The organism is Vibrio sp. SCP2 (assembly GCF_059295395.1).
Genome location: NZ_JCAFVV010000001.1, coordinates 1,534,260 through 1,558,516 on the forward strand (window position 1 = coordinate 1,534,260; position 24,257 = coordinate 1,558,516).

At 45.2% G+C, this 24,257-nt stretch carries 17 protein-coding genes and 2 tRNA genes; 10 read left to right on the plus strand and 9 right to left on the minus strand.

What is annotated here, in order from left to right; translation table 11 throughout:
• Positions 1–42 precede the first annotated feature (42 nt).
• Together AC5O63_RS07325 and AC5O63_RS07330 are read right to left on the minus strand one after the other, a co-directional pair.
• Positions 43–1,275: an L-lactate MFS transporter gene (locus AC5O63_RS07325; RefSeq protein WP_004745674.1), complete on the minus strand. Its 1,233-nt coding sequence runs from the start codon at positions 1,273–1,275 to the stop codon at positions 43–45.
• Between the two features lie 320 nt (positions 1,276–1,595).
• Entirely contained in the window at positions 1,596–3,056 is a 1,461-nt protein-coding gene (locus tag AC5O63_RS07330; protein WP_004743081.1) for a DUF3360 family protein, read from the minus strand.
• Between the two features lie 365 nt (positions 3,057–3,421).
• Between AC5O63_RS07330 and AC5O63_RS07335 the strand changes: the two genes are divergently transcribed.
• Entirely contained in the window at positions 3,422–5,986 is a 2,565-nt protein-coding gene (locus AC5O63_RS07335; protein ID WP_494504458.1) for a DUF294 nucleotidyltransferase-like domain-containing protein, read from the plus strand.
• Here AC5O63_RS07335 and AC5O63_RS07340 read toward each other — a convergent pair.
• The gene (locus AC5O63_RS07340; protein ID WP_494504459.1) at positions 5,979–7,637 is read right to left on the minus strand and encodes an electron transfer flavoprotein-ubiquinone oxidoreductase; all 1,659 of its coding nucleotides are present in this window, start codon (positions 7,635–7,637) and stop codon (positions 5,979–5,981) included. The genes AC5O63_RS07335 and AC5O63_RS07340 overlap by 8 nt on opposite strands.
• A 111-nt stretch (positions 7,638–7,748) precedes the next feature.
• On the opposite strand from AC5O63_RS07340, the gene AC5O63_RS07345 reads away from it, so the two are divergent.
• From AC5O63_RS07345 to AC5O63_RS07355, 3 genes are all read left to right on the plus strand, one after another.
• Positions 7,749–8,501: an electron transfer flavoprotein subunit beta/FixA family protein gene (locus AC5O63_RS07345; RefSeq protein ID WP_494504460.1), complete on the plus strand. Its 753-nt coding sequence runs from the start codon at positions 7,749–7,751 to the stop codon at positions 8,499–8,501.
• A gap of 9 nt (positions 8,502–8,510) precedes the next feature.
• A complete protein-coding gene (locus AC5O63_RS07350; protein WP_494504461.1) occupies positions 8,511–9,467 on the plus strand; it encodes an electron transfer flavoprotein subunit alpha/FixB family protein in 957 nt (318 codons plus the stop codon).
• Positions 9,468–9,649: 182 nt separating this feature from the next.
• A complete protein-coding gene (locus tag AC5O63_RS07355; protein WP_494504462.1) occupies positions 9,650–11,296 on the plus strand; it encodes a methyl-accepting chemotaxis protein in 1,647 nt (548 codons plus the stop codon).
• Between the two features lie 62 nt (positions 11,297–11,358).
• Here the strand turns inward: AC5O63_RS07355 and AC5O63_RS07360 are convergent, their stop codons facing one another.
• The 4 genes from AC5O63_RS07360 to AC5O63_RS07375 all read right to left on the minus strand — a co-directional run bounded on the left by AC5O63_RS07360 (position 11,359) and on the right by AC5O63_RS07375 (position 16,619).
• Positions 11,359–12,504, minus strand: coding sequence for a dihydrolipoamide acetyltransferase family protein (locus AC5O63_RS07360; protein WP_494504463.1), 1,146 nt, complete (start codon positions 12,502–12,504; stop codon positions 11,359–11,361).
• Positions 12,501–13,484 carry an alpha-ketoacid dehydrogenase subunit beta gene (locus AC5O63_RS07365; protein WP_004743087.1) on the minus strand — a complete coding sequence of 328 codons (984 nt, stop codon included), beginning with the start codon at positions 13,482–13,484 and terminating at the stop codon, positions 12,501–12,503. The genes AC5O63_RS07360 and AC5O63_RS07365 overlap by 4 nt, the downstream gene beginning before the upstream one ends.
• A complete protein-coding gene (gene pdhA, locus AC5O63_RS07370; protein WP_494504464.1) occupies positions 13,477–14,583 on the minus strand; it encodes a pyruvate dehydrogenase (acetyl-transferring) E1 component subunit alpha in 1,107 nt (368 codons plus the stop codon). The genes AC5O63_RS07365 and pdhA overlap by 8 nt, the downstream gene beginning before the upstream one ends.
• A gap of 488 nt (positions 14,584–15,071) precedes the next feature.
• Complete coding sequence (locus AC5O63_RS07375; protein ID WP_494504465.1) at positions 15,072–16,619, minus strand: alanine/glycine:cation symporter family protein; 1,548 nt, start codon at positions 16,617–16,619, stop codon at positions 15,072–15,074.
• 557 nt (positions 16,620–17,176) lie between these two features.
• Here AC5O63_RS07375 and AC5O63_RS07380 point away from each other — a divergent pair.
• The 6 genes from AC5O63_RS07380 (at position 17,177) to AC5O63_RS07405 (ending at position 22,228) form a co-directional block, all read left to right on the plus strand.
• Entirely contained in the window at positions 17,177–17,428 is a 252-nt protein-coding gene (locus AC5O63_RS07380; RefSeq protein WP_004743090.1) for a hypothetical protein, read from the plus strand.
• A 284-nt stretch (positions 17,429–17,712) separates the two neighbouring features.
• Positions 17,713–18,252 carry a DUF3332 domain-containing protein gene (locus tag AC5O63_RS07385; RefSeq protein WP_004743091.1) on the plus strand — a complete coding sequence of 180 codons (540 nt, stop codon included), beginning with the start codon at positions 17,713–17,715 and terminating at the stop codon, positions 18,250–18,252.
• A gap of 172 nt (positions 18,253–18,424) precedes the next feature.
• Positions 18,425–20,425: a methyl-accepting chemotaxis protein gene (locus tag AC5O63_RS07390; protein ID WP_494504466.1), complete on the plus strand. Its 2,001-nt coding sequence runs from the start codon at positions 18,425–18,427 to the stop codon at positions 20,423–20,425.
• A 140-nt stretch (positions 20,426–20,565) separates the two neighbouring features.
• Positions 20,566–21,921, plus strand: a complete 1,356-nt coding sequence (locus AC5O63_RS07395) for a transporter substrate-binding domain-containing diguanylate cyclase (RefSeq protein WP_494504467.1) — start codon at positions 20,566–20,568, stop codon at positions 21,919–21,921.
• Between the two features lie 130 nt (positions 21,922–22,051).
• Positions 22,052–22,126 (plus strand) — tRNA-Gly (locus AC5O63_RS07400).
• Positions 22,127–22,153: 27 nt separating this feature from the next.
• A tRNA-Gly gene (locus tag AC5O63_RS07405) sits at positions 22,154–22,228 on the plus strand.
• Positions 22,229–22,241: 13 nt separating this feature from the next.
• Here the strand turns inward: AC5O63_RS07405 and AC5O63_RS07410 are convergent.
• Both AC5O63_RS07410 and AC5O63_RS07415 read right to left on the minus strand, forming a co-directional pair.
• Entirely contained in the window at positions 22,242–23,207 is a 966-nt protein-coding gene (locus AC5O63_RS07410) for a sensor domain-containing diguanylate cyclase (protein ID WP_494504468.1), read from the minus strand.
• Positions 23,204–24,187: a response regulator gene (locus tag AC5O63_RS07415; RefSeq protein ID WP_494504469.1), complete on the minus strand. Its 984-nt coding sequence runs from the start codon at positions 24,185–24,187 to the stop codon at positions 23,204–23,206. The genes AC5O63_RS07410 and AC5O63_RS07415 overlap by 4 nt, the downstream gene beginning before the upstream one ends.
• Positions 24,188–24,257: the final 70 nt, after the last annotated feature.

Sequence of the window (24,257 nt, forward strand, 5' to 3'; positions counted from 1 at the left end):
GCTTAACCTAAGGTTAAGCCTTTTCGCTAGTAATTCAATATATTACGCGTTTTTAAGCTCAGCGACTTTCGCTTCAGATAGTGGGCGAGTAATGAAAGCAAGTACTATACAAACTGCCATCATCACTGCTGAGATAGTGTACGCAAGACCGTAGCCTTCACCGTTAGTCATTGAGAAGCCAACAACTGCAGCACCGATTGCACCACCAATACCCCATGCAGTGTAAAGTACACCGTAGTTAGTACCGTAGTTCTTCAGACCGTAGAACTCAGCGGTTAGGGTAGGGAATACCGCTAGAAGAGTACCGTAACCTACTGCTGCGATCGCTGTACCAATGATTAGCGTGAACTCAGAGTTGAAGGTTGCAAACAGAACCATGTTGATGCCCTGCAGAACGAACGCTAGAAGTAGTGTACGTACGCCGCCAATTTTGTCTGCAAGCATACCAGCAGCAACACGGCCGCCAGAGTTGAATACCGCTAGGATAGACGCTAGGTAAACCGCGTTTGGTAGGTTCGCTTGAACACTTGCGATAGTGGTGATGTTACCAATGATCATTAGGCCAACAGATGCTGCGAATGCGTACATAATCCATAGCGAGTAAAACTGAGGCGTTTTAAGCATAGCTTTCCAAGTTAGGTCGTCAGACTTCTTAACCACTTTTGGCGCTTGGCCTTCTTTTACTTTTGGTTCAGCAGGCGTGTAATCTGCTGGTGGGTTGCTGATGGTTGCAGCTAAAGGTACAGCGATAGCAAGGACACCAACACCAAGAATCATAAAGCTAGTTTGGATACCCATGCTTGTAATGAGTGCAGAAGTCACCGGCGCTAAGTAGATAGCTGCTAGACCAAAGCCTGCTGCGATAATGCCGTTAACCATACCTTTCTTAGACGCGTGGAACCACTTCATTGCAGAAGGAGAAAGACATGCATAGCCAAAACCGATACCTGCACCAGTGATAACACCAAAAGTGATGTTCAGCATAAGTGGTGAATCAACAAAGCCAGATGCGATCATGCCTAGACCTGTTAGCACAGTACCTAGGATAAGGATCAAGCGAGGGCCCATACGGTCTTGTAGGATACCAGCAACCAGAAGACAGATAGAGAAAGTGATCGTTGCCGTTGCGTAAGGCGCTGAAGCTTCAGCTGCGCTCCAACCTGACTCGGTCACTAGTGCCTTGTTGAATACACTCCAAGCATACAGGATGCCAAGACAAAGGTTGATACAGAATCCCGCTAGCAGGATACGCATAGCTTTATCAATCTTGCTCATTTTTCTTCTCGTTTTTCCTCAAAAGAGGATCGGTTAACAGGTCATTTGCTCAAATTAAGTTTGCGTTTATCAACATAAATCGCAATGGGCGCGAATTATAACCGAATAAAATGTGATTGGAATCTCTTTTTCAACTAATTCTAATATTTCTCTAATATTGTTGAATTTTTGTATCCTAAGAGATTTCCTGCAGATGATGAAACAGGGAGTGGTGAGCAATAATTAGCCTGATATATAAGTTGGGTGAATGTAGTTGAGAGAGGAGTACAGAAAAAGAAAAGGCGCAGAATGGTACTGAACTGCGCCTTGAGAAGGACGGATTAATTACCAATTAGAGCAGGGATACCAGGTAGCTGACCGACAAACGCCAGTGAGCCAACACAAATGATGAATGCAAGACCTGGAATAAGGTACTTATCTTTTGGTGATAAAGATTTCGCACGCTCGTGGTCGCCAATTAGCCCCATGTTATCGAGCAGCATGGTTGTCGCCCAGCCAAAGACAGGGTTCACAAACGCACAAGCAAAGATACAGATACCAGCACTGAGCGAATCTTTGTGCTTGTGAATCATCTGCATACCCGCTTCAAGTAGTGGTAGGAAAACACCCACAATAAGTGCGACTCGTAGTACAGGCTCCCACATGGCTAAGTCCATCGGATAGCCAATAACTGATGCTGCGATACACATCAAACCTGTCAGCAAAGCACCACCTGGGATAGGGCGTTTAGCAATCGCCGCAGGAATCATGTACGTCCCCCACGATGAGGCTAAGTTACCACCACCTAAAAGTGCACCGACACCTTGGCGAACTGACGCGCCAACCATAGTATCGTCAACGTCCATTAAGACGCCTTTGGCCTCTTTCGGGTAGTTCAGTTCTTGGAATACACGGTGTCCTAGGTAGTCAGGTGACCACATAGCGACGGCAAGCAGAGCAAAAGGTGTGACCGCGATAAAGTGTTCTAGATTAGGCCAACCTAATTGCCAACCTGTGTCTTCGCCCCACCAGTAGAATGGACTAAAGTGTGGGAGGCCAGGTTCTGTTGTAAACGAGAAATCAGCACCCATAACGTACGCTACGATACCTGCAAGCGCTGAACATAGGGGGATGGCTAACCAACGTTTATTGATTTTGGCGAGATAAGCATAAACCATCACAGTCACACCGATAACGGCAAAAGAGATGTAGCCCTGATCGCTACTTGCAGCCCACGCTTCGGTCTTGTTGATTTGACCAATCAAACCGACCGCGCCTAGGTAAATCAATAAGCCTCCTCGCACACCGACCCCTGTTAAGGTCATGAGCTTGGAACCCCCTTTAGTGAAGGCAAGGATCAAACCAAAGGCACAAACCATTAAGCCTAGCGCTAACGGATGCCCGCCCGCAGCAGCGATAAGCGGTATTAATGGGATCATTGGCCCATGAGTCCCGGCTAGGTTAGCGTTTGGATTTAGAATGGCTGAAAAAAGGATAACAAACAGAGCACCCGCAATGAGCAGTTCGTAGCGAACGTTTTCTGCAACAAATTCAGGTGATAAACCAAACTGAGCGGCAAAAGCAGCGACCATTGCCGTCACCATTACCACTTTACCTATGGTCGCAGCCAGGGCTGGAACCCAGTCTTCTATTTCAATACTGTAATCACGTGAGGGTAAGTGAATACCCCAGCGGCGAAAACTCATGATCTTTAGATCATGGTTGAGAAACTCTTCTCGGCTCTCAAATTCATGCGCCTTTTTACGCATATCCCTGTAAAAGGTTTTACTAGTGTTAGACATTTCGTCTTCCTTTGTTATGAGACGAAGTTGAACCATGTCAATTAGCTCTCCACTTACACTTGGTATACTGACCTTCGATCAGTACGAGACGACATCCCAGACGCTACCAAGAACCTTATCTATTTGAAAAGGTGGGAAAAACATGAGCTCACTTCGTTGATGACGACAAGATAACTCTTGGGCACCTTGTCAAAAATCGAGTCAAAACATTGGCCTCATACTAAGAAAGGGGTATTTGATAATTATTGATTTCGATTAAGTAAATTTTCGAAGATATAGTTACGCTGATTGGGTTTTAATAAAAATGCTACGTACCGCACACTTTTGATTTATTTGTCAATATGAAAGGAAATGACTAAAATCCGATGAAAATTTCTGAACACGCGAATCGAACAGAGCGCTTATATGGACTACGTGCTGAAGATATTCATCGTTGGATAGACGGTTTTTTTGATTTCAATGGCGAAGGTCACCATGAAACTATGGCCAGAGAGCTGGAGTTTGATCCTTATTCTCATCGACGATTTCGCCATTGCAAAGAAGCGCTCTCTGAAGCCATTCAGGAGTTTGGCGATAAATATACGAGCCAGCAGATTAAAGATGTTTTTGAAACTCATGTGCGGGACGATTACCACGGTTATTTGCCTTCTAAAGCTGACTTTGAGAATGGCTCATTTACTGCCAAGTACCATGATGTCAATCATCAAGATGAGCTTGGTGATGTCCTTGATGAGCGCGAGCTTGAAGATTATTTCACGGGGTTAAATGCCCAGCAAACTGATCATCAATCTACTTTAAGCCGATTTAGCTTACGCATTGTTTTACCGACAATCACTGCCATCATTTTGTTTGTGACGGCGATTATCTATGTGATCTTGCCCTTGGTGGAAAACTCCATGGTCAACCAGAAACAGCAGATGCTCAAGGAGCTCACTTCCACGGCAGTCAGTGTGGTCGACCGATACATTAAACTAGAGCAAAGCGGCAAGCTAAGTCGAGAAGAAGCTCAGTCTAAAGCGGCGATGGACATTAAGTCGATGAGGTATGGCGCTGAAAATAAAGATTATTTCTTTATCACTGATATGCATCCAAGAATGATCATGCATCCTTATCGCCATGATCTAACCAACAAAGACTTAACTCACTATTATGAGAATGATGATTCACGCTTTCCAATTTTTGTAGAGTTAGTCAATCTAGTTAAGAGCTCTCATGAAGGGTATCTAGAATATCTTTGGCAATGGAAAGACGACGCGACAATTACTGCTCCAAAGATGACTTACGTTGAAGGGGTAGAAGAGTGGCAGTGGGTTGTTGGGACTGGTGTGTATTTACAGGACGTACAGCAAGAGATTGATAAGCTAGAAAGCACCCTTTATCGAGTGTTTGTGTTGATTACTCTAGGTTTGGCGCTCATTTTGTTCTACGTTATCGCCCAATCAAAAGTGATTGAGAGAAGAAAGAAACGCGCCGAACACGCTCTAAATGAGGCTAAGAACCGCTATAAGGCATTGGTTGAGTCTTCTAATGAAGGATACATTTTAGAAGCAGATGGCAAGATTATTTTCTCTAACTCTCGCCTTCATCAACTACTTGGCTACACAGATACTGAACTCAAGTCTCAAACGATTTGGCAGGAACTATTCTCTAGTGCGGCACATAACCAAAACGTCATAGGACATTTACTAGAGTTATTTAGCCACCAAACAGAACCCGCTGAGTTTGAAGCTCAGATCGTCACTAAAAGCGGTCGCGAGATAGACATTATTTTAAGTACCTCTCGAATCTTCCTATCAGAGAAGTTAGGCCATGTTATCTCTTTTCGTCCTATCGTTCGCAAAGTTTATGGTGCGAGCTTTGGTTCAGTAAACCCAAGTACGGACTATCAAAAAACCAGTGCAAGTATCGTTTTAGACATTGAGCATGGAGAAAGCCATAGCCATGTTATTGAATCTCTCAACCGATTGACCGATTTGATTCGAGAGATGATTGCCGCAGGTGCGCGTCCCGATCACTTAAGAAGGCTGATTGGCAGTACCTACGATGCGGCGATTGGTCGCTTTATCGAACTGACCATTCAAGAGATAGGGGAGCCGCCTGTACCTTTCTCTTTCTTATCGTTTGGCAGCAACGCGCGCCATGACATGACTCTATTTTCCGATCAGGACAATGCGATTGTATTCGAGACCCCCGATGAGCAAGATCTAAAGGCCACTCGTCGCTATTTTCTTTACTTAGCAGAAAAGGTTTGTGCCATGCTCAATCAGGCCGGTTACAGCTATTGCGACGGCTTGATAATGGCCTCTAACCATCAATGGTGTTTGAGCGAGAAGGAGTGGCAAAGCAATTTTGACCAGTGGGTTCAGCAAGCGACTCCTGACGGCATATTGGAACTGAACGTATTCTTTGATATCCGCTCAACCTATGGTGATACCCGATTAGCGGATGGGATTCAGTCTCATATTCAGAAGCTACTATCGAATCAACCAGAGTTTCTTAGCATATACGCACAAAACTGCCTTGCGCATTCTATTCCTCTCAACGATGAAAATGTGTTGGTTACAGAGCAACATGAAGGGCGTGAAGCAATCAACCTTAAAGATTGCCTAAGACCAATGGAGATCTTTTGTCGTCTCTACGCACTCAAACACGACATCCGAGAAAGTAACACGGTTGAAAGGTTAAAAGGGCTCCATGCAGCGCAAGAAATCGATGCTAAAACCTATAGAGAAATGGTGTATATCTTCGATCATATCTGGCATCTCCGCTTTATGAATCAAATCATAGAATACAGCGACTTAAGGCAAATCAATGACATGTTAACGGTTGAAGACTTAACGATGTTAGAGCAACAGAACCTTAAAAATGTCGTCAGCCGTATTTCAATGTTTCACCAAAAGGTGAAGCATGATTTTGGGCTGGCTACATAGTGGTGTAGTTTGGCCCGCCACCTTCTGGGGGAACCCAGGTGATATTTTGCGAAGGATCTTTTATGTCGCAGGTTTTGCAGTGTAAACAGTTCGCTGCGTTAATCTGTAACTTACGCTGACCTTCTACTTCAATGATTTCATACACCCCAGCAGGGCAATAGCGCTGACTGGGTTCGTCAAATAAGGTTGTATGATGAGTCACAGGCAGCTGCTGATCGGCGAGCAGTAAGTGACAAGGTTGGTTCTCTTCATGAAAGGTGGACGAAAGGAAAACGGAAGAGGTTTTGTCGAAACTTAAAACGCCATCAGGCTTAGCGTAGTGGATTGGCTTACAGCGAGATAACTCATGCATCGCCACATAGTCAGCTTGTTGATCGCCAATATCCCAACTGGATTGTCCGTTGGTTAGCTTATGCCAGATATTTTGCTCCAACAGCGACAGCGCCCCTCCTAATAGGGAGCCATATTTATGAATCATGCCGGGGAAATTACGGGTTTGGTTGAGCTCTTGGTATAGCCAAGAATCTAAGAACAGCGAATGGTAATCCGCTTCCACTTGATCTCTTTCAATGGCGTCAAATGCGGCTTGTGCTGCCAGAAGCCCAGATTTCATTGCGGTGTGACAACCTTTGATTTTGGCCGAGTTGAGCGTGCCAGCGTCGCAACCAATTAAAAGTCCACCAGCAAATTGCTGCTTAGGAAGCGAGAGCAAGCCGCCTTTGGCAATGGCGCGAGCACCATAAGCGATTCTTTCAGCCCCTTGCAGAAAATGGGCAAAACGTGGGTGGTGTTTAAGCCTTTGGAATTCATCAAAAGGGCTCAGGTAAGGATTGTGGTAGTTGAGGTCAGTGATCAAGCCTACCGCAATCAGGTTATCCTCAAGATGATACAAAAAGCCACCGCCTGTCGAGTCAGACTCACTCAAAGGCCAGCCAGTAGAATGAACCACTAAACCGGGACTGTATCTTTCATCACCTTCAGGCAGTGTCCAAACTTCTTTAATGCCCAAGGCGTAGTGTTGTGGCTGACTATCACGGTCAAGGTTGAAATGTTTGATTAGGCTTTTCCCTAGACTACCTCGCGCGCCTTCGGCAAAGATGGTTTGTTTGGCGTTGAGTTGTATGCCCGCTTGGAAGGTGTTTTTCTGCTCGCCATTTTTATCTAAGCCCATGTCGACAGTGATAATGCCAGTCACGGCGCCATTGTCGTCAAAGCAGGCTTCTTTAGCAGGAAAGCCGGGAAAAACCTCAACGCCTAGGCTTTCAGCTTGCTCTGCTAACCAGCGGCACAGCTTACTCAAGCTAATCACGTAATTCTGGCGACTGTTTCTCATCGCGAGTGGGGTGAATAACTCGGGTATCTGAACATGATTTTGTGCGGTGGTGAGATACAGAAATTCATCTTTCGAGACGGGGGTAGTAACAGGTGCACCTTGTTCACGCCAGTCAGGGAAGAGTTCATCAAGAGCCGATGTTTCAAACGCCGCCCCAGAGAGTATGTGCGCGCCGACTTCGGGGCCTTTTTCAACCACGCAGATAGAAAGAGGTTTCTCTTGTCGCTGAGATAGCTGCGCAAGCCGACATGCTGCTGAAAGCCCGGCAGGACCAGCGCCGACAATCACTACATCAAAATCCATGCTTTCTCTTTCCATTGTGTTCAACCTTCAATATTAAAAATGTTGATTGCATTAAATATAGTTACAGTTGACGTAAACGTAAACTTTACTAAGCTCAAACTACACACATTGTTCTTGGAGAGAGTAATGAAAGTACTGGTAGCGATTAAGCGTGTGATTGACCCGTATACAAAAGTGAGGATAAAGGCCGACGAGTCTGGTGTTGAGACAGGTAACGTCAAAATGACCATTAATCCATTTTGCGAAATAGCCGTTGAAGAAGCGATTCGACTTAAAGAAAGTGGTGTCGCGAGTGAGGTCGTCGCGGTTTCAATTGGTTCGGCTGTGTGTCAGGAGCAGCTTAGAAGCGCGCTGGCCCTTGGGGCGGATAGAGCGATTCATCTCGATACCGAGAAAACGTGCCAGCCACTTGTCGTTGCCAAACTACTTAAAGCTATTGCGCTTCAAGAGGAGGCTCAATTAGTCCTACTGGGTAAGCAATCAATCGATAATGACAACAATCAGGTCGCGCAAATGTTGGCGGCTATAATGGCATGTCCTCAGGCGACATTCGCGTCAAACATACAGATTGAAAATGATAAAGCGATTGTGACGCGAGAGATTGATGGTGGCTTAGAGACACTACAAATATCGTTACCTGCTGTGGTAAGTACCGACCTGAGATTAAATGAACCGAGATATGCATCGCTACCTAACATTATGAAAGCGAAGAAAAAGCCATTGGATGTCGTCGAGGCAGAGTCTCTTGGAATCGAGATTAAATCTTCGCAGCAGACGATGCAAGTCTTTGCACCGCCGAAGCGAGAAGCAGGCGTTATGGTCGCTAGTGTTACTGAGCTTGTCGACAAACTTAAAAATGAAGCGAAAGTCATTGATTAGGGGATAGCAATGAGTGAAATCAAAGTATTAGTGTTAGCACAGCACGATAACCAGACCCCGAGCGCAGATTTTTTATCCACGTTATCGGCGGCAAAATCGATCGTTGAGGTAGCAGGGAGCGGTTCGGCTGACGCTCTGGTTGTGGGTTGTAACTGTGACAATGTTGCACAGTTGATTAAGCAGTCGTCCTTGCTAGAACGAGTCCTTGTCGCTGATGATGCATGCTATCAGGATATGCTTGCAGAGAATCTTGCTGAAGTTGTAAAGCAAGTTGGTGTTGAATACAGCCACGTATTAGCGCCAGCCAATACTTTCGGTAAAGACGTCTTACCAAGAGTGGCCGCGCTGCTCGATGTTGAAATGCTGTCAGACGTGATGTTAATAGAAAGCGGTGATACGGTAGTGCGTCCTATCTATGCGGGTAACGCATTAGCCAGAGTACGCTCAGAAGACGTGATAAAAGTGATGACGATACGCTCAACGGCATTTGATAAAATGCCATTGGATGATGGTGGTTCAGCTCAACTGATAACGCTTGATACGCATATCGCGAGCCAAGGTACTCAATTAGTAAGCCGAGAAAGCGCGCAGTGCGACCGACCTGAACTGTCTAGCGCAAGCGTAGTGATTTCTGGTGGCCGAGGTTTGGGCAGTAAAGAAAACTTCGCTTTAGTCGAAAAATTAGCCGATAAGTTAGGCGGTGCAATTGGTGCGTCTCGGGCGGCGGTTGATGCAGGTTTTGTTACTAACGACTTGCAGGTGGGGCAAACGGGTAAGATTGTTGCGCCTAACTTGTACATTGCCGTGGGAATATCAGGGGCAATTCAACATCTCGCAGGTATGAAGGACTCGAAAGTCATTGTTGCAATTAATAGTGACCCTGATGCCGCTATTTTTGAGATTGCGGATTACGGGTTAGTGGGAGATCTGTTTGAGATTCTTCCAGAGCTAATTGAATCCGTTTAGCGTTCCGGCGTGCGGATACTACAGGTAAAACACAGCAAATTTAATGGTTTAGTTCATAAAGTGCATAAAGAATATAAGCGGTACTTTAAAACATAAAGATTACTGTTACCGCTTTTAATCTATCGATAACATCTTCTTAATAAGTTGCAAAAATAACAATAAGCAAGTTAAAAGGAAGTACGATGTTTGCCGATAGATTCACTCTACAAACCCGCCTAATTTTGGCGGTCATTTTGCCTTGTTTGGCATTAGGGTTAGTAGGAATTGCTAGCCTTAACAGTATGCAAGGGATCCAAAATCAGTCTGAAAAGCTCTATTCCAATACCTCTTCCCCGATGCGTGCCATGGCAGAGGTTGCTTCTCGAATCCCGCGTATGCGCGTCGGTATCGACATGATGCTACTTCAAGATAGCTCGCTGCGTGATGAGAAGGGTGTGTTGACTCGCGTTAAAGAAACGCGCTTAGAAGATATCCCTGAAATGCGTCAAGCCATTCAGTATGCGGTTGAAGCGCAGGTGATTCCTGAACAGAAAGCTGAAGTGGAAGCGCTACTCAAAGAGTTTGAACGCATGGTGAGCCAAGAGTTAAACCCTATGTTGGCTGCGTTTGAGAATGGCGATATGGAGACCGCGCGTCAAATCTACAAATCGAAGTACGCGAAAACCTATGGTGTATTGCGTAAGCATGCGAATAGGATCCTTGATGCCCTCTTGGTTCAGGCAGAAACTCAGTTCCAAGTCAGCAACGCAAGTTACGAGTCTGGTCAGAATCGATTGTTCTTGATTATCGGATTGGGTGTTCTAATTTCCGGCGCTTTCTCGGTCATCATTATATCCAGCCTAAAAAAACGTGTTGCTTACCTTCAGTCATCTATGTCTACGGCAGCGCAAGAGATGGCATTGGATACACGTATTGATTTGAGGGGCAATGATGAACTAGCTGGTATCGCTCGTAGCTTTAACGACTTCATAAGCCGTGTGCACGAGTCTATTCAAAATGTGGCGATGAATTCCCAAGAGCTCGCCACAACGGCTCAGCAAGTGTCAGACCACGCAGCACTGACACAGGGACATTGTACCTCACAGCGTGACAGAACGACTCAGGTTGCAACGGCGATTCATCAGCTAGGTGCGACCGTTGAAGAAGTCGCCTCAAATGCATCGCAAGCCGCGCAAGTCGCGAAACAAGCGACCGAGCAGGCGCAAAGTGGTGGTGAAGTGGTTGATGGTGCCTCAACGCAAATTGATAGCTTAAGACAAGATCTAGAGCAAGCAACAGACGTTGTTGAGTCGTTAGCCGTACAAGTTGAAGACATCAGTTCAATCTTGGATACCATTCGCGGTATATCTGAGCAAACCAACTTACTGGCACTCAATGCAGCCATTGAAGCAGCGCGAGCAGGCGAGCAAGGAAGAGGTTTTGCCGTTGTTGCTGATGAGGTGCGTAAGCTAGCCAGTCTATCTGCTGATTCAACCGAAGAAATTCAAGGTGTGATAAATCGCCTCCAAGAAGAGTCGACCAAAGCCGTTAGTGCGATGAGTAATGGGCGGGACCAAAGCGCAATTGTGGTGGATAAAGCCGCCGAAGCTAATTCATCGCTAAAACAGATCAGTGCGCATATCTCGCATATTAGCGATCAGAATATCCAAGTGGCGACAGCGACAGAAGAGCAGTCTAGCGTGGTTGGAGAGATCAATCGCAATGTTGAAGACATTAACTTGCTCACTGAAGAGACAGCGAATGTGGCTCAGCAACTCAACTCTAGCAGTAGTCATTTAAAGCAGCTCTCTGGGCAGCTTGATACGCTGGTGGGTAACTTTAAACTCTAATATGAGAACGAAAAGGGAGCACAAGACGTGCTCCCTTTAATTTTATAGCTAACAGCCCGAAGTTAGCCTTTGGGTTTTTGCAAGTGTTCTACCAACTTCTTAGTAAACCTCGCCGCTTCGCCACCTGTACAAGCTCGATGGTCAAACGTGATAGAGAGAGGCATGACTTTAACCGAAACCGGCTTGTCACCTTTCATCACAACACGGTCGATAATGCGCCCCGCACCCACGATGGCTACTTGTGGCGGAGATACGACCGGAGTGGCAAATATGCCTGCAATTGCGCCAAAGTTAGACAAGGTTATCGTCGCATTTTGGAGGCTTTCTCGACCAATCTTACGCTCTCTGATCCCCTTGACGGTTTCATCGAGCCACTGACGAACTTGATTGCCTTCAAATTCATCTGCGTGTTTAAGAACTGGCACATAAAGCCCATGACTACTGTCGACGGCAATACCAATATTGACTCTACTGTGTACGCAGCGCGTCATGGTTTCTGCATCAAACCATGCATTGAGCGCAGGTTCTTCCTGGCAGGCATAGACGACCGCTTTAATCAGTCGGCCAGAGATATCTTCATTAGCTAGCCAGTCGCCTAAGTTTGCTTCCTCGGTTATGGTCACAGCAGCAACATGATGATGAGACTCCGACATAGTTGACACCATGGTTCTGCGCGCACCTTTGAGCACTTCAGTCCCCGGGCTTTGTTTACGAGCCTCGTTATAAATATCGCTATCGTTGATCATGCCGTTAGGGCCCGTCCCTTTCACTGTCTTGAGTTCTACACCCAGCTTTTTGGCTAGCAGACGAGCTGAGGGAAGTGCTGTGATGAGTTCATCGGCTGAAGGGTTATGTGTGCTACCAATCCAAAAATCATCCACGTCGACATGATGAGCCGCTTGCGAGACGTTACCAACGACAGTCGCGGCATCTTGCTGTTTTGCCTGACTCACCGTCGAGCCGACCAATTCAGGTTGCTCTTCTATTTCTAGGAGTAGAGCGCCAATATTGATCACATCGCCTGCCTCGCCATGGCGACTGACGACAACACCAGAGTAGGGAGCAGGGACTTCAACCACAGCTTTGGCGGTTTCTACGGTTAAGACAACTTGATCGAGCTCGACAGAGTCACCGACTTTAATGTGCCATTCAACGATTTCAGACTCGGCTAATCCTTCGCCTAGGTCAGGTAATAAGAAGCTTTTCATTTCCAACCCTCCACCAATTCTCGCGCAGCTAGCACGATATCTTGCTCTTGAATCATGAAGTAATCTTCATTGCGGTAATAAGGCATGATGGTATCCATTCCTGTGACTCTCCGTGGTGGCGCTTTGAGTAAACACATGGCGTGTTCGGCAGTTCGAGCGAGAATTTCAGCGCCTACGCCACACGTGCGACTTGCTTCGTGAACGACCAACAACCTGCCCGTTTTCTCTAATGATCTTAGGATGGTGTCCATGTCGATGGGTTTTATGGACGCTAGATCAATGACTTCGGCTTCAATACCTTGAGTCGAGAGCGTTTGCGCTGCTTGCAATGATTCAACGACGCATGCGCCCCAAGTCACTAAGGTAATGTCTCGCCCTTTGCGTAAGGTAAAGCAAGTATCGAGTGGAAGAGCTTCTCCGCTATCAACGACCTCAGACTTAACGGTGCGGTAAATACGTTTGGGTTCGAAAAACATGACAGGATCGTTGCTACGAATAGAAGCGAGAAGCAACCCATAAGCTCTTTGCGGCGAAGATGGGATCACCACTTTAAAGCCAGCAGTATGGGCAAATAAAGCCTCGACACTTTCAGAGTGATGCTCTGGTGCGTGAATGCCCCCACCGAAAGGCGCTCTGAAAACTGCAGGGCAAGTTAATCGCCCGCGTGTGCGGTTGCGCATTCTCGCGGCATGACACATTAAGTGCTCCAAGGCAGGGAATACGAATCCTTGAAACTGAAACTCAGCGACGGGTCGTAAACCTTGGCTCGCCATCCCAACAGCGACACCGCCAATGAGCGCTTCCGCGAGCGGGGAGTCGATAACTCGTCTTAAACCAAACTTCTCTTTTAGCCCGACGGTAGCACGGAACACCCCACCGTTATCGCCAACATCCTCGCCAAGCACAATCACGCTTTGGTCTTTGTTCATTTCATGATGCAGTGCAAGGTTGACTGCTTCTACTAACGTCAACTCAGCCATGTTTGCCTCCTTGCATGCGCATTGCTTTGTTGATCAATAAATCTCGTTGCTGGTTTAACTCAGCAGGTGCGTGTTGATAAAGATAATCAAAAGCACTTTCCGGTGCCTGTGGTGGAAGGTTCATGTAGTGGTCAACGGCAATCTCTACTTGCTTTTTACACGCTAACAACCAGCTCTCTTCTTGGGCGTCACTCCAAGCACCTTGATTGATCAAGAAGGCTTTTAACCGTTTGATAGGTTCGAACTGCCAAGCTTGATTAAGCTCATCATCACTACGATAACGACTCGCATCGTCAGCAGTTGTATGGTCACTGAGTCGATAGCTCACCGCCTCAATTAGGGTAGGCCCTTTACCTTTTCTTGCTCTATCTAATGCGGCGAGTACGGTGTCATAGACCGCGACTACATCGTTGCCATCGACGGTTACACCATGAATGCCAGCGCCTTTTGCTTTGTCAGATAAAAACTCAGCAGCGGATTGGAGGGCTCTTGGGACAGAAATTGCCCACTGGTTGTTATTCACCACAAACACCAATGGCAAATTCCAAGTACCGGCACAGTTGATACTTTCTAGGAAATCCCCTTTTGATGTCGCGCCATCACCACAAGTGACTAAAGCAGCGTGGTGTTGGTTCTCGATTTTTAGCGCAGCAGCGACACCGACCGCGTGTGTACACTGAGTCGCTATGGGTACACAGAAGGGTAAGTCTCGACAATGTTCTGGAGCCTCACCATTGGCTGGCGTTACGTGAAAATCGCTACCTCGCTCATCACCTCCCCAGTATTGGAGGTTTTTCTCCATCGGGATACCACGCACCCACATTGCGGGCATATCACGGTAATAGGGAATAAACACATCGCGTGGATGCATGGCATGGCCAATGGCAACACCATAAGCTTCAGAGCCTAAATGAGAAGGGTAGGTGCCGAGTTTGCCCGTTCGTTGTAGGGCAACCGCTTTGTTGTCATACGTACGGGTGAGAACCATATCCTTATAAAAGGCGGTTAACGTCGTTAAGTCTGCCCAAGCTGGCAACTGGTTTACGGATACACCTTCGTGGTCAATAAAGCGCAGCATGGGTAGTGTCTGAACATTCATTACTATCTCCTTTTTGTTTCGCAGAGATGGATCGCACCTAAGAGAAACGATGTATGACTCAGCGACCATGTTTCGGTCATGAAGAGCCAAGATAGATACTTAAATTTCATACAACTTGTTGGCAAAAACTAAAACAACCTACTGAGTTTTCGATTCGTTGCACTTTATTAAGCTGCAAACTTGAGTTAAACCAGAGATCAATTTCGAGAATTGCACTTAAAGATAAGTGTAACCAAAATGTTAAATTTTGCCTGTTGGGTGTTTGTTTGAAGAGTAAAGCTAAGCTTACAGTGGGGAGCTAGGTGGAGAAAAATGCCAGTTTTAAACAGCGCTGTGGTGAAAAACTAGACAATTATACTTAGGTTGAAATACTTGGTGGAATATTGGTTTGCAAGTTCAGAAAGAGAAAAATGTGTAAATGAGTGTCTCCAAAATGAAAAAACAGCAGACCGAAGCCTGCTGTTATTCATCGTTATTTATATTTCGGACTAGTCTGGTTGTTCAGCCAAGTTTTGTTTTTGCTGTACCTTGTAGACCTTGCCTGCGTTAAAGCGTTCTAGGTAGTCTGCTAGGTCGCGCTTCACTTCAGGAACTAGGATGTATAGACCTACAATGTTCACAAGAGCCATTGCAAAGATCATCGCGTCAGAGAAGTCGATAACTGGGCCTAAGTTCATTGCTGCACCAATGACAACGAAGATACAGAATTTCACTTTAAAGATAAGCTCGGCTGTTTTGCTCTCACCGAATAGGTAAGTCCAAGCTTTCAGGCCGTAGTATGACCAAGAGATCATGGTAGAGAAAGCGAATAGTACCACAGCAATTGCAAGGATGTATGGGAACCAGCTAATTGCGCTACCGAATGCAGCAGACGTTAGCTCTACACCAGCAAGGCCAGTATCAGTGTCTAGGTAACCAGTAATGATGATAACTAGGGCAGTCATCGTACAGATAACCACAGTATCAATGAAGGGTTCTAGTAGAGATACGAAACCTTCAGACATTGGCTCTTTGGTTTTTACTGCTGAGTGAGCAATTGCTGCCGAACCAACACCCGCCTCGTTCGAGAACGCTGCACGTTTGAAGCCTTGGATAAGCACACCGATCACACCACCCGCAATACCTTCACCTGTGAATGCACCGTTAAAGATAGCGCTGAACGCGTCATCAATGCGGTCGAAGTTCATTAGGATAATGATAAGAGCAGCACCGACATAAATCGTCGCCATGAACGGAACCACTTTCTCCGTTACCTTAGCGATAGATTTAATACCGCCAATGATAACGATACCCACGATCACCGCTAGGATAAGACCGAATAGCCAACCTTTGTCTGCGAAGAATGACGCATCGCCACCAGTTACGCCGACAACCTGCTTGAACGCTTGGTTAGCTTGGAACATGTTGCCGCCACCAAGAGAACCACCGATCGCAAATACAGAGAACAGAACCGCTAGGGTACGGCCAAATGCAGCGTTACCGCGTTTAGCTAGACCTTTGCTTAGGTAGTACATAGGACCACCAGAAACAGAGCCGTCTGGGTTAGTATTACGATATTTCACACCCAGTGCACACTCTACAAACTTACTCGACATACCAAGTAGACCAGCAAGAATCATCCAGAATGTCGCACCAGCACCACCGATGGAAACCGCAACGGCCACACCAGCGATGTTACCTAAACCAACGGTACCTGAAAGTGCAGTGGTTAGGGCTTGGAAGTGAGAAACCTCCCCATCTTCTTTTGCTTTTGGATCAGAGAACTTACCTGATACCAGTTGAATCGCGTGCTTAAAGCCGCGAACGTTAATGAAGCCTAAGTAGAAAGTAAAAAAGCTAGCTGCAACAACTAACCAAAGAACAATCCACGGCACCTGTACGTCAGTAAAAGGGAACGGAATAGTCGAAAAGATCATTCCTACAAAAGGGTTAACGATAGGTGCAACGACTTCGTTGATTTTGTCATCCAAACTGGATGCTGCAGCGCTACCTGCAAATAGACTCGCCAATACGGCTAGCGAAATACGCTTTGTCATGCTTTTCCTGCCTGTAAATAGGTGTTTATATGAATAATATTTATATGATGTTGTGTTTTGTTACATTTATGTAACGTTTGCTATTATTCACTTTATAAATACCTAAGCAACATCTTTGGCGGAAAATATGATCCAGCAAACAATTCTGATTTTTACTAACTTTATGCGACCATTTTGAACTTATTCACTGGGTTTTGATGAAATATAGGTGGAATTGATAATTAATATCTTAGTAAATTAGTCGGATATTTGGCGTTATCTATAAATATATAAAACTGTATGATTACTAATTGAGCAGTAAAACATGACGGATTATGTGGTGATTTTAGATGAAAATGGTGAATATGCGCGGTTCGTGCATTAAAATTCACGGAGTGAATGGTTTGGCGTTATTTGATAAACAAGTGAGGTTGATTTCAGTTTGTAAAGGCAAAGACGTCGTGCGTATTCCGTCACTTCGCTGTCATATTAGAGAGGTAACTTACGCCAGCAGAAATTCTAATCGATGATATTCAGACGATTAGATGGGTTAGGTAAGTAAAAGAACTCAGAAGAAAATGGCAAAGAGAACGCACGAATTAGATGAAGTGATCATCAGTGAACTACAAAGTCATGGCTATATAAAAAGTGAAGCGGAAGCCTACTTAAAGCGAAACGTTTACAACTTAAATAAAAGTGAAGTGGCTACCATCAAAAATTACGCAGAACACTTTGGATTGAGCGCGAAAGAAAAGCTGATTGAAGACATACTCGAACTGCGACGAGAAAGTATCTTGCTAAAACTTACTGAACAGGCGTCTTGTGTGTAATGTGTTTAGAAACATTGTCTTTTGGTTGGCGCGTGAGTGAAAGGCAAACTCACTGAAACTTGCAACTGATGCTTGTTATGCAAGTAGGACAAATCTTATAAGGCAAACAACCTTTAGTGTTGTAATAAATTGAAGCCACAACAAATGGTAGGGGTGTAGGTGATACCCTATATAAAACAGAAGCTTAACACGGTTAGCTTTGTGTAAAATCTCCACCTATCTAGATTGCATTTAATGAAATCAGGAGTACGATGCGCGCCATCCAAATATAAGTGGTGGTAATCATGAAATCTAACGCATTAAAAATTGCAATCGTAACGGCTCTTGGTCTTTCTTCTTTAACAGGTTGTATGGGTCAAATGGCGACAACGGGTATCGTTTCAAAATTCAACTTAGAAGTGGTAGATAATCGTTACGGTCGTGCTGGGATGTTCATCCTACTGTCTCCTGTTTATGGTATTGCGGGTGCGGCTGACTTGTTTGTTATCAACTCGATTGAATTCTGGACTGGGAAAAACCCAGTATCGGGTAAATCACCAGCAGTTGTTGACACTCCAACCAAGAATTACATCAAAGTAAACGACAAGTTGGACAACTCTCTAAAAGAAGTGCCTCTAGCGAGCAACTCAGAAATTGATCATGCGACAATGAACCAGATCGATGCCGACACTCTGCAAATGGATGTCACGTACGCTAATGGCTCGAAACAAACGCTTCGTGGTGAAAGATTAGCTGAAGGTGTCGCGTTCTATTTAGACGATCAGTATGTCACAACGGTTTCAAACATTGAGCTAACAGACTACGTTGCTTCTGCGAATATCTAAAACGTTGCTATAAACTTCGTAGTGACAACAGACTAAATCCCCGCCAGTCGGGGATTTTTATATTTGTCGTCAGGAGACTAATACGAAAGTTTATAATTTTGCTGATACATATATTTAACAATAATGTCCAAAACGCTATAGTAAGGATTGAACAAACTATAGGAGTTAAAGGATGAAACTCACGATATCAGGGAAGTTACAGCTGAGTTTTCTGTCGCTTGCAGTACTTTTTATCGTTTCCGCGTTCTTTATTTATCGCAGCTTAATCACCGTTGAAACCCATACCGCATCGCTATTAAACCGAGATTTGCCGACTGTTGATGCAGGGCGTTCTATTCAACAATCCATCCACGCTACCGTCTCGTCACTGAGAGCTTACATGTTGTTGGGAGGTGATGAAGCAACCGGGGAAGCTGAAAAAGCGAAACTCGATCAGTCGCTTCTGAAAGTGGATGAATTATTACCTAAGTTAGAACCTCTACTCACTGAAGAAAACTATCAACAAATCCTTTCCCAATGGGCTTTGGTTGCTCAGTCACTTAATGATATTGCTGAACTTAGCCATTCCGATGAAAACCTTCCGGCTCACTCGCTGTTTATTAACGAAGCAGCGCCAATTGCTGAAGTCGCCCTCGATCAGCTTCAGGGGCTAATTAATGATGAAGCGGGTAACAAAGAAGGGGGTGAGCGTAAGCGATTGTTTAGGCTCTACGCCGACAGTTATACCTCTTTAGCTAATGCACTATCTTCTATGCGTGATTTCCTTCTTTATGGAAAGCAGGAACATTTAGATAAATACCAAGATTTTCTCAAGGCACATGATAAATCGGTCAAAGAGATTGATTCTAAAGTTGCCTTGTTATCGAGTAGCGATCAAGGGTTGTGGGATCTATTCAAAGAGATGCAACAGCTCTATTTCCCTTTAGCTGACCAGGTAGTTGAATTACGCCGCTCAAGTGATTGGAATATCGCGAACCAAAAAATGGCCAATGAACTAGTGCCAGCGGTGACTGCGTTAGATTCTAATCTTGACTCAATCATTAATCAGCAGCAGTCGGTTGCAGATCAAAGCGGTCAGGGAATCTTTAATTCAGTGACGAGCGTAATCTCACTATTGGTGGCGTCAATCGCCATTGTAGTGATTGTCGCTGCAACAACTGCGCATTTTATGGGTAAGAGTATTGGTCGCCGAGTTAAGACGATTTCTAAACGTGCACAATCGATTGCCAATGGTGACGTTTCACAATCTGCTTTGCCGATTGAAGGTAGCGATGAGTTGGCAAGTTTAACTCGCTCAATTAACAAGATGAATGATGAACTGGCCGCCATTGTTAAGGGTGTGAGCAACAAGGCTTCAACGGTAAGCGACAGTATGAACGCTTTACTTGATGCTAACGCGAAAACGGTACATCAGGTCGAAAGCCAGAAATCTACGATGGAGCTAGTAGGGCACCAAGTGACGGATGTTAGCCATTCTGCAACTGATACTGCCACGCAGGCCGAGCAATCAGCGAGCAAGCTATCTGAGTCTCAGGCACAGATAGAACTGGGTTCTCAAGCACTCGACCTCAATAAGACCACGGTGGGCTTACTGCATGCCACGATTGAAAAAGCCAGTGAACAGGTCGATGCGTTGAGCAAAGAGAGCGAAGCTATAGGCCGAGTGACCGAAGTAATTGAAGGGCTTGCTGAACAGACAAACTTGCTTGCTCTTAATGCCGCAATAGAGGCCGCGCGAGCAGGCGAATACGGAAGAGGTTTTGCTGTGGTGGCAGATGAAGTGCGCCTACTTGCTACTCGAACAACCGAATCTACCACTGAAATCAACAATATAGTCAATGCAATTCAATCGTCAACGGCGGCGGTTGTTGGTGAAATTGATAAGAGTAAGTCTCTAGCGGAAGAGGGGGCTAACCATACTGAACAAGCATATGGCACGTTAAGCTCGACGACACAACAGATCGAAGAACTAAACCAGCAGATGCAAGATCTATTGAGCTCAGCGCAGCAGCAGTCTCAAGCGACTGACGAAATCCAATTGCTGATGAATAAGGTGATTGAATCCGTTGAAGGGGTTGCTGATATATCGCAATCCTCGTCAGAAATCTCGAACCAAGTTCGAGGGCAAGTTGATGAGCTGAATGGGGAAATGAGCCGTTTTCAGATCTCTTAACAAGCGTTGACGACTTATCGAGTGATGTCTCATTCTTAAACCAGATCGGCAACATCTAATCGAAGTATCATCTATACCTAATATATCAATAATATAAAGCTCAATAATTCACTTATTGAGCTTATTTTTTAGGGACAAAAGTGCTTCGAATCATATTTAGCCTATTGGCAATGCTGGCTTGTTTTCCACTGTATGCTGAGCAAAGTGACAAGCTAGTAATCGCCAACTCTAAGGCATGGAAACCTTTCTCATTTATTAATCATAAGGGGGAGCCCGACGGTATTCTCGTTGACTACTGGCAAGAGTATGGACGTAAAAATAACGTCGAAATAGAATTTGTGTTGCTTGATTGGCAAGCATCTCTCGATGCGGTTCGAGATGGGCAAGCCGATATTCATGCCGGTTTGTTATGGTCTGAGCAACGTGACAGTTATTTGGACTATGCCCCCGAGATTCTGTCGATTGACACCCAGATGTACATTGGTCAGGAGCTGATAGGAACTAACCTTGATGCTTTTATGCTCGGTGAACATCAACATTTGGTTGGTGTTGTGGCTGGTGGTTATGAAGAGGAATTTACAAAGCGCCATTTCCCCAATTTGAATCTGATTAGCTATTCTAATAACCAATTGATGATAGAAGCGGCATTTAGTGGAGAGCTCGATGCTTTTGTCGCCGATCTGCAAGTGGCTAACTTTTATCTGTTTAGCAGTGATGAACCTCAGCGTTTTATTGGTGTAAGACACCTTTATTCTGGGAACTTACGCGCAGCGGTGAGTGAAGGGAACACCGCGCTACAACAGCAAATAACACGTGGCATCAATGAATTCGGCAATGATGAGAAGCAGCAGATCTTTAACCGCTGGATGTATGTCAGTACTGTCTATCCCGACTATCTTGTCCCAGTCGCAGCCTTGCTTATTGGAATTGTTACGTTGAGCTATATCATCGCCCTCAAACTTACGGTTAAAGTCAGAACCAATGCCCTAGAGCAGGCCAACTTAGAACTTAAGACGCTCTCAGAAACGGACCAACTCACAGAGCTCAGTAATCGGCGACATTTTGTTAATGAGTTTCAGCAAAGGCTGAAGGAAGGGGGCTCGATGAGCGTGATGATTTTTGATATCGACGATTTTAAACAGATTAACGATAACTATGGGCATCAAAGCGGAGACATCATTATCAAAAGTGTCGCACATGCGGCGAATAACATCTTGTCTGAACACCAATTGATTGGCCGAATCGGAGGAGAGGAGTTCGCCATTTTACTTTGTGGCGAGACTTACGAAGCGTCCGTTGTCGTTGCTGAGCAAGTATGTGCCGCTGTGCGTAAGGTGAAACTGCTGGAAGATAGCGAACGCAAAGTCACGGTCAGCTTAGGCTGTGCTTACTACCCGAGCACAGACTCAAATCCATCCCTATCAGATGCCGACCACCTGATGTACCAATCTAAAACCAATGGCAAAGACCGCGTAACTGCCAAAGTGTTTAGTTAGGCTTGAGTGAGCGTAAAAACATCAACCAAACACTAAAGTGATGCTAACTTCACCACTTAACCAGAATATTGAAAGAAAACACTTTTCTTTTCAGTTATCTGTGGCATATTGAATTTGTCTTCACGATGATGCGTGCATCGTATAATGGCTATTACCTCAGCCTTCCAAGCTGATGATGCGGGTTCGATTCCCGCTGCACGCTCCAAGTCTTTTTAGGCTATCTCATCTCGATGCGTACTTCGTATAATGGCTATTACCTCAGCCTTCCAAGCTGATGATGCGGGTTCGATTCCCGCAGTACGCTCCAAACTATCTCACACTTACCTTATCAACGCCGGGTCAAACACTGTCGAGCGGTTTCTTCCCGATTGTTTCGAGAAATAAAGTGACTTATCTGCATGCTCTAACCAAGTCAAATGGCTAGTTTGGTAAGGCGATAATTCGCATATGCCAAGGCTGATTGTGTATTTCACCGAATGATGCTCATAATTGACGTTTGCCTGCTCAATACGTTTACGTAGTCGTTCAGTAAAATAGAGAGCTTGTGTGGCGCAGGTTCCCGGTAGCAGTACAGTGAACTCTTCACCGCCGTATCTACCACAGACATCAGAGCCGCGAGAGGCTTTTCTCAGTTCGCTTGCAGTGTGGCGAATGACTTCATCACCCACTGTGTGCCCGTAGGTGTCATTCACTCGCTTGAAATGGTCGATATCAAAAATGACCAGAGACGAGCTCGCTCCTGTCACTTGGCAATGTTCGAATTCTTTTTGCAAGCAACTTTCCCAATACGCTCGGTTAAATAGCTTAGTGAGACCATCAGTTCTGCTCAGGTCAGACAGCTTTTGATTGGAATCAGTAAGGTGAATTTTGTTCTTCGCGATGTCACTGACATCATTGATGATGATACTAACATGTGACACTTCACCATTCACAGAGGTGAGAGGAGAGAAGGTGATGTTCTGGCGCATCTCCTTAAGGCCATTAGATATTGGACTGAAGTTCTTGAATTTAAAAAGAAATGGGCGGTCTTCCCAGCAAGAGAAACCGCGGCTATTCAAGGTGAACGCCGTACTGACTTTGCTGCGAAGCCAGAGTTCAGGTAAGTCATCGACCGTATCAAATAGAGTCTTACCAAGAATCTTATCTGCACTGATTCCACTATAAGATTGCATAAACGTATTCCAGACACAGACCTTGTATTCTCGATCAATGACGATCAGCCCTGCATCTAAATCGCCAAGGATTTGCATTACCCAGTGTAAGTCGCCGATATCTGTGGAGTTCATAATACACTCTCCAAAATGTCTTCTATTGCATTCAAAGATTCATAATCCATCAGGAAAATGATGTCGCAGGCGATATCTAGATTCTCCGCCTTATAAACGAACTCTATGGTAAAAATATCCTGCTCATAGTCTTTAAGAAATTGGTCGCAACCCAGTGAAACTTGCAACAGATCTTTTTCTAAAACGATCGGTTGGCGCAGCGAAATTGCAATGTCGAGTTGTCTACTGAAAGAGTTGAGAAATGATGAGACCAACAAATTGGAAAGATCGAGAATCACCTCATTGACTGAGCTACTAAGGGCATCATCGTCTGAGCGAGCAAGCAGTTCAAACCCAGAACCATGAAGGCAGACCAAAGCTTCACCATTAATACCGTTACCAACAAAGCGTTGTGAGACAGCACGAGATTCAGAATTGTTAACGATATCTTGAACCGTCATGGTCAGTTCGGACTGATGCAATGAGGCTACATTAGGTAGGGGCATCTCTATAAATCGGCCCATCTGCTGAGCAATTAATGAAGCACTCGCACCTAGCGCAACGTTACTCATTTCACGAATCGCCGCCATTAAATCGATCGGCTTGCTACTCTGCTGGTTTGGTCTGACGTCGGTATTTCTTAAAGGCAATCGATAGTGGTCAAACAGTGCCACTAAATCGGAGGTGACAAAAGGCTTCTCGATAAAGTGTTGGGCCCCCAAATCCTTACAACGAGATTTGGCTTCTAATTGAATATCCCCAGAAACTACCACGACCTGAGTTGGGTATTGGCTCACAGGCATAGAAGCCAGTACCTCAAAACCATCCATTACGGGCATGGTGAGGTCTAAGAAAAGCAGATCAATATTGTGCGCCAGCATAACTTCAAGCGCTTCTTTTCCGTGCTCAGCTTGATGAATAGTGATATGGGTTGAGGGAGCAATTCTGCCGATGATTGATTTTCGGGCAATAACCGAGTCGTCACACACTAATATGTTCATTGTTGTAATTCGATAGCCTGTTACAAAGCGCCACTTAGATTTCAAAAGCGAAACTAAATTAATACTGTGA

Coding starts and splice junctions, on each gene's coding strand:
- AC5O63_RS07355 (WP_494504462.1), top strand. CDS start 9,650: ATGTTTGCCGATAGATTCACTCTACAAACCCGCCTAATTTTGGCGGTC.
- AC5O63_RS07375 (WP_494504465.1), bottom strand. CDS start 16,619: ATGACAAAGCGTATTTCGCTAGCCGTATTGGCGAGTCTATTTGCAGGT.
- AC5O63_RS07410 (WP_494504468.1), bottom strand. CDS start 23,207: ATGAACTCCACAGATATCGGCGACTTACACTGGGTAATGCAAATCCTT.
- AC5O63_RS07350 (WP_494504461.1), top strand. CDS start 8,511: ATGAGTGAAATCAAAGTATTAGTGTTAGCACAGCACGATAACCAGACC.
- AC5O63_RS07330 (WP_004743081.1), bottom strand. CDS start 3,056: ATGTCTAACACTAGTAAAACCTTTTACAGGGATATGCGTAAAAAGGCG.
- AC5O63_RS07365 (WP_004743087.1), bottom strand. CDS start 13,484: ATGGCTGAGTTGACGTTAGTAGAAGCAGTCAACCTTGCACTGCATCAT.
- AC5O63_RS07345 (WP_494504460.1), top strand. CDS start 7,749: ATGAAAGTACTGGTAGCGATTAAGCGTGTGATTGACCCGTATACAAAA.
- AC5O63_RS07335 (WP_494504458.1), top strand. CDS start 3,422: ATGAAAATTTCTGAACACGCGAATCGAACAGAGCGCTTATATGGACTA.
- AC5O63_RS07340 (WP_494504459.1), bottom strand. CDS start 7,637: ATGGAAAGAGAAAGCATGGATTTTGATGTAGTGATTGTCGGCGCTGGT.
- pdhA (WP_494504464.1), bottom strand. CDS start 14,583: ATGAATGTTCAGACACTACCCATGCTGCGCTTTATTGACCACGAAGGT.
- AC5O63_RS07390 (WP_494504466.1), top strand. CDS start 18,425: ATGAAACTCACGATATCAGGGAAGTTACAGCTGAGTTTTCTGTCGCTT.
- AC5O63_RS07360 (WP_494504463.1), bottom strand. CDS start 12,504: ATGAAAAGCTTCTTATTACCTGACCTAGGCGAAGGATTAGCCGAGTCT.
- AC5O63_RS07415 (WP_494504469.1), bottom strand. CDS start 24,187: ATGAACATATTAGTGTGTGACGACTCGGTTATTGCCCGAAAATCAATC.
- AC5O63_RS07380 (WP_004743090.1), top strand. CDS start 17,177: ATGGCAAAGAGAACGCACGAATTAGATGAAGTGATCATCAGTGAACTA.
- AC5O63_RS07325 (WP_004745674.1), bottom strand. CDS start 1,275: ATGAGCAAGATTGATAAAGCTATGCGTATCCTGCTAGCGGGATTCTGT.
- AC5O63_RS07385 (WP_004743091.1), top strand. CDS start 17,713: ATGAAATCTAACGCATTAAAAATTGCAATCGTAACGGCTCTTGGTCTT.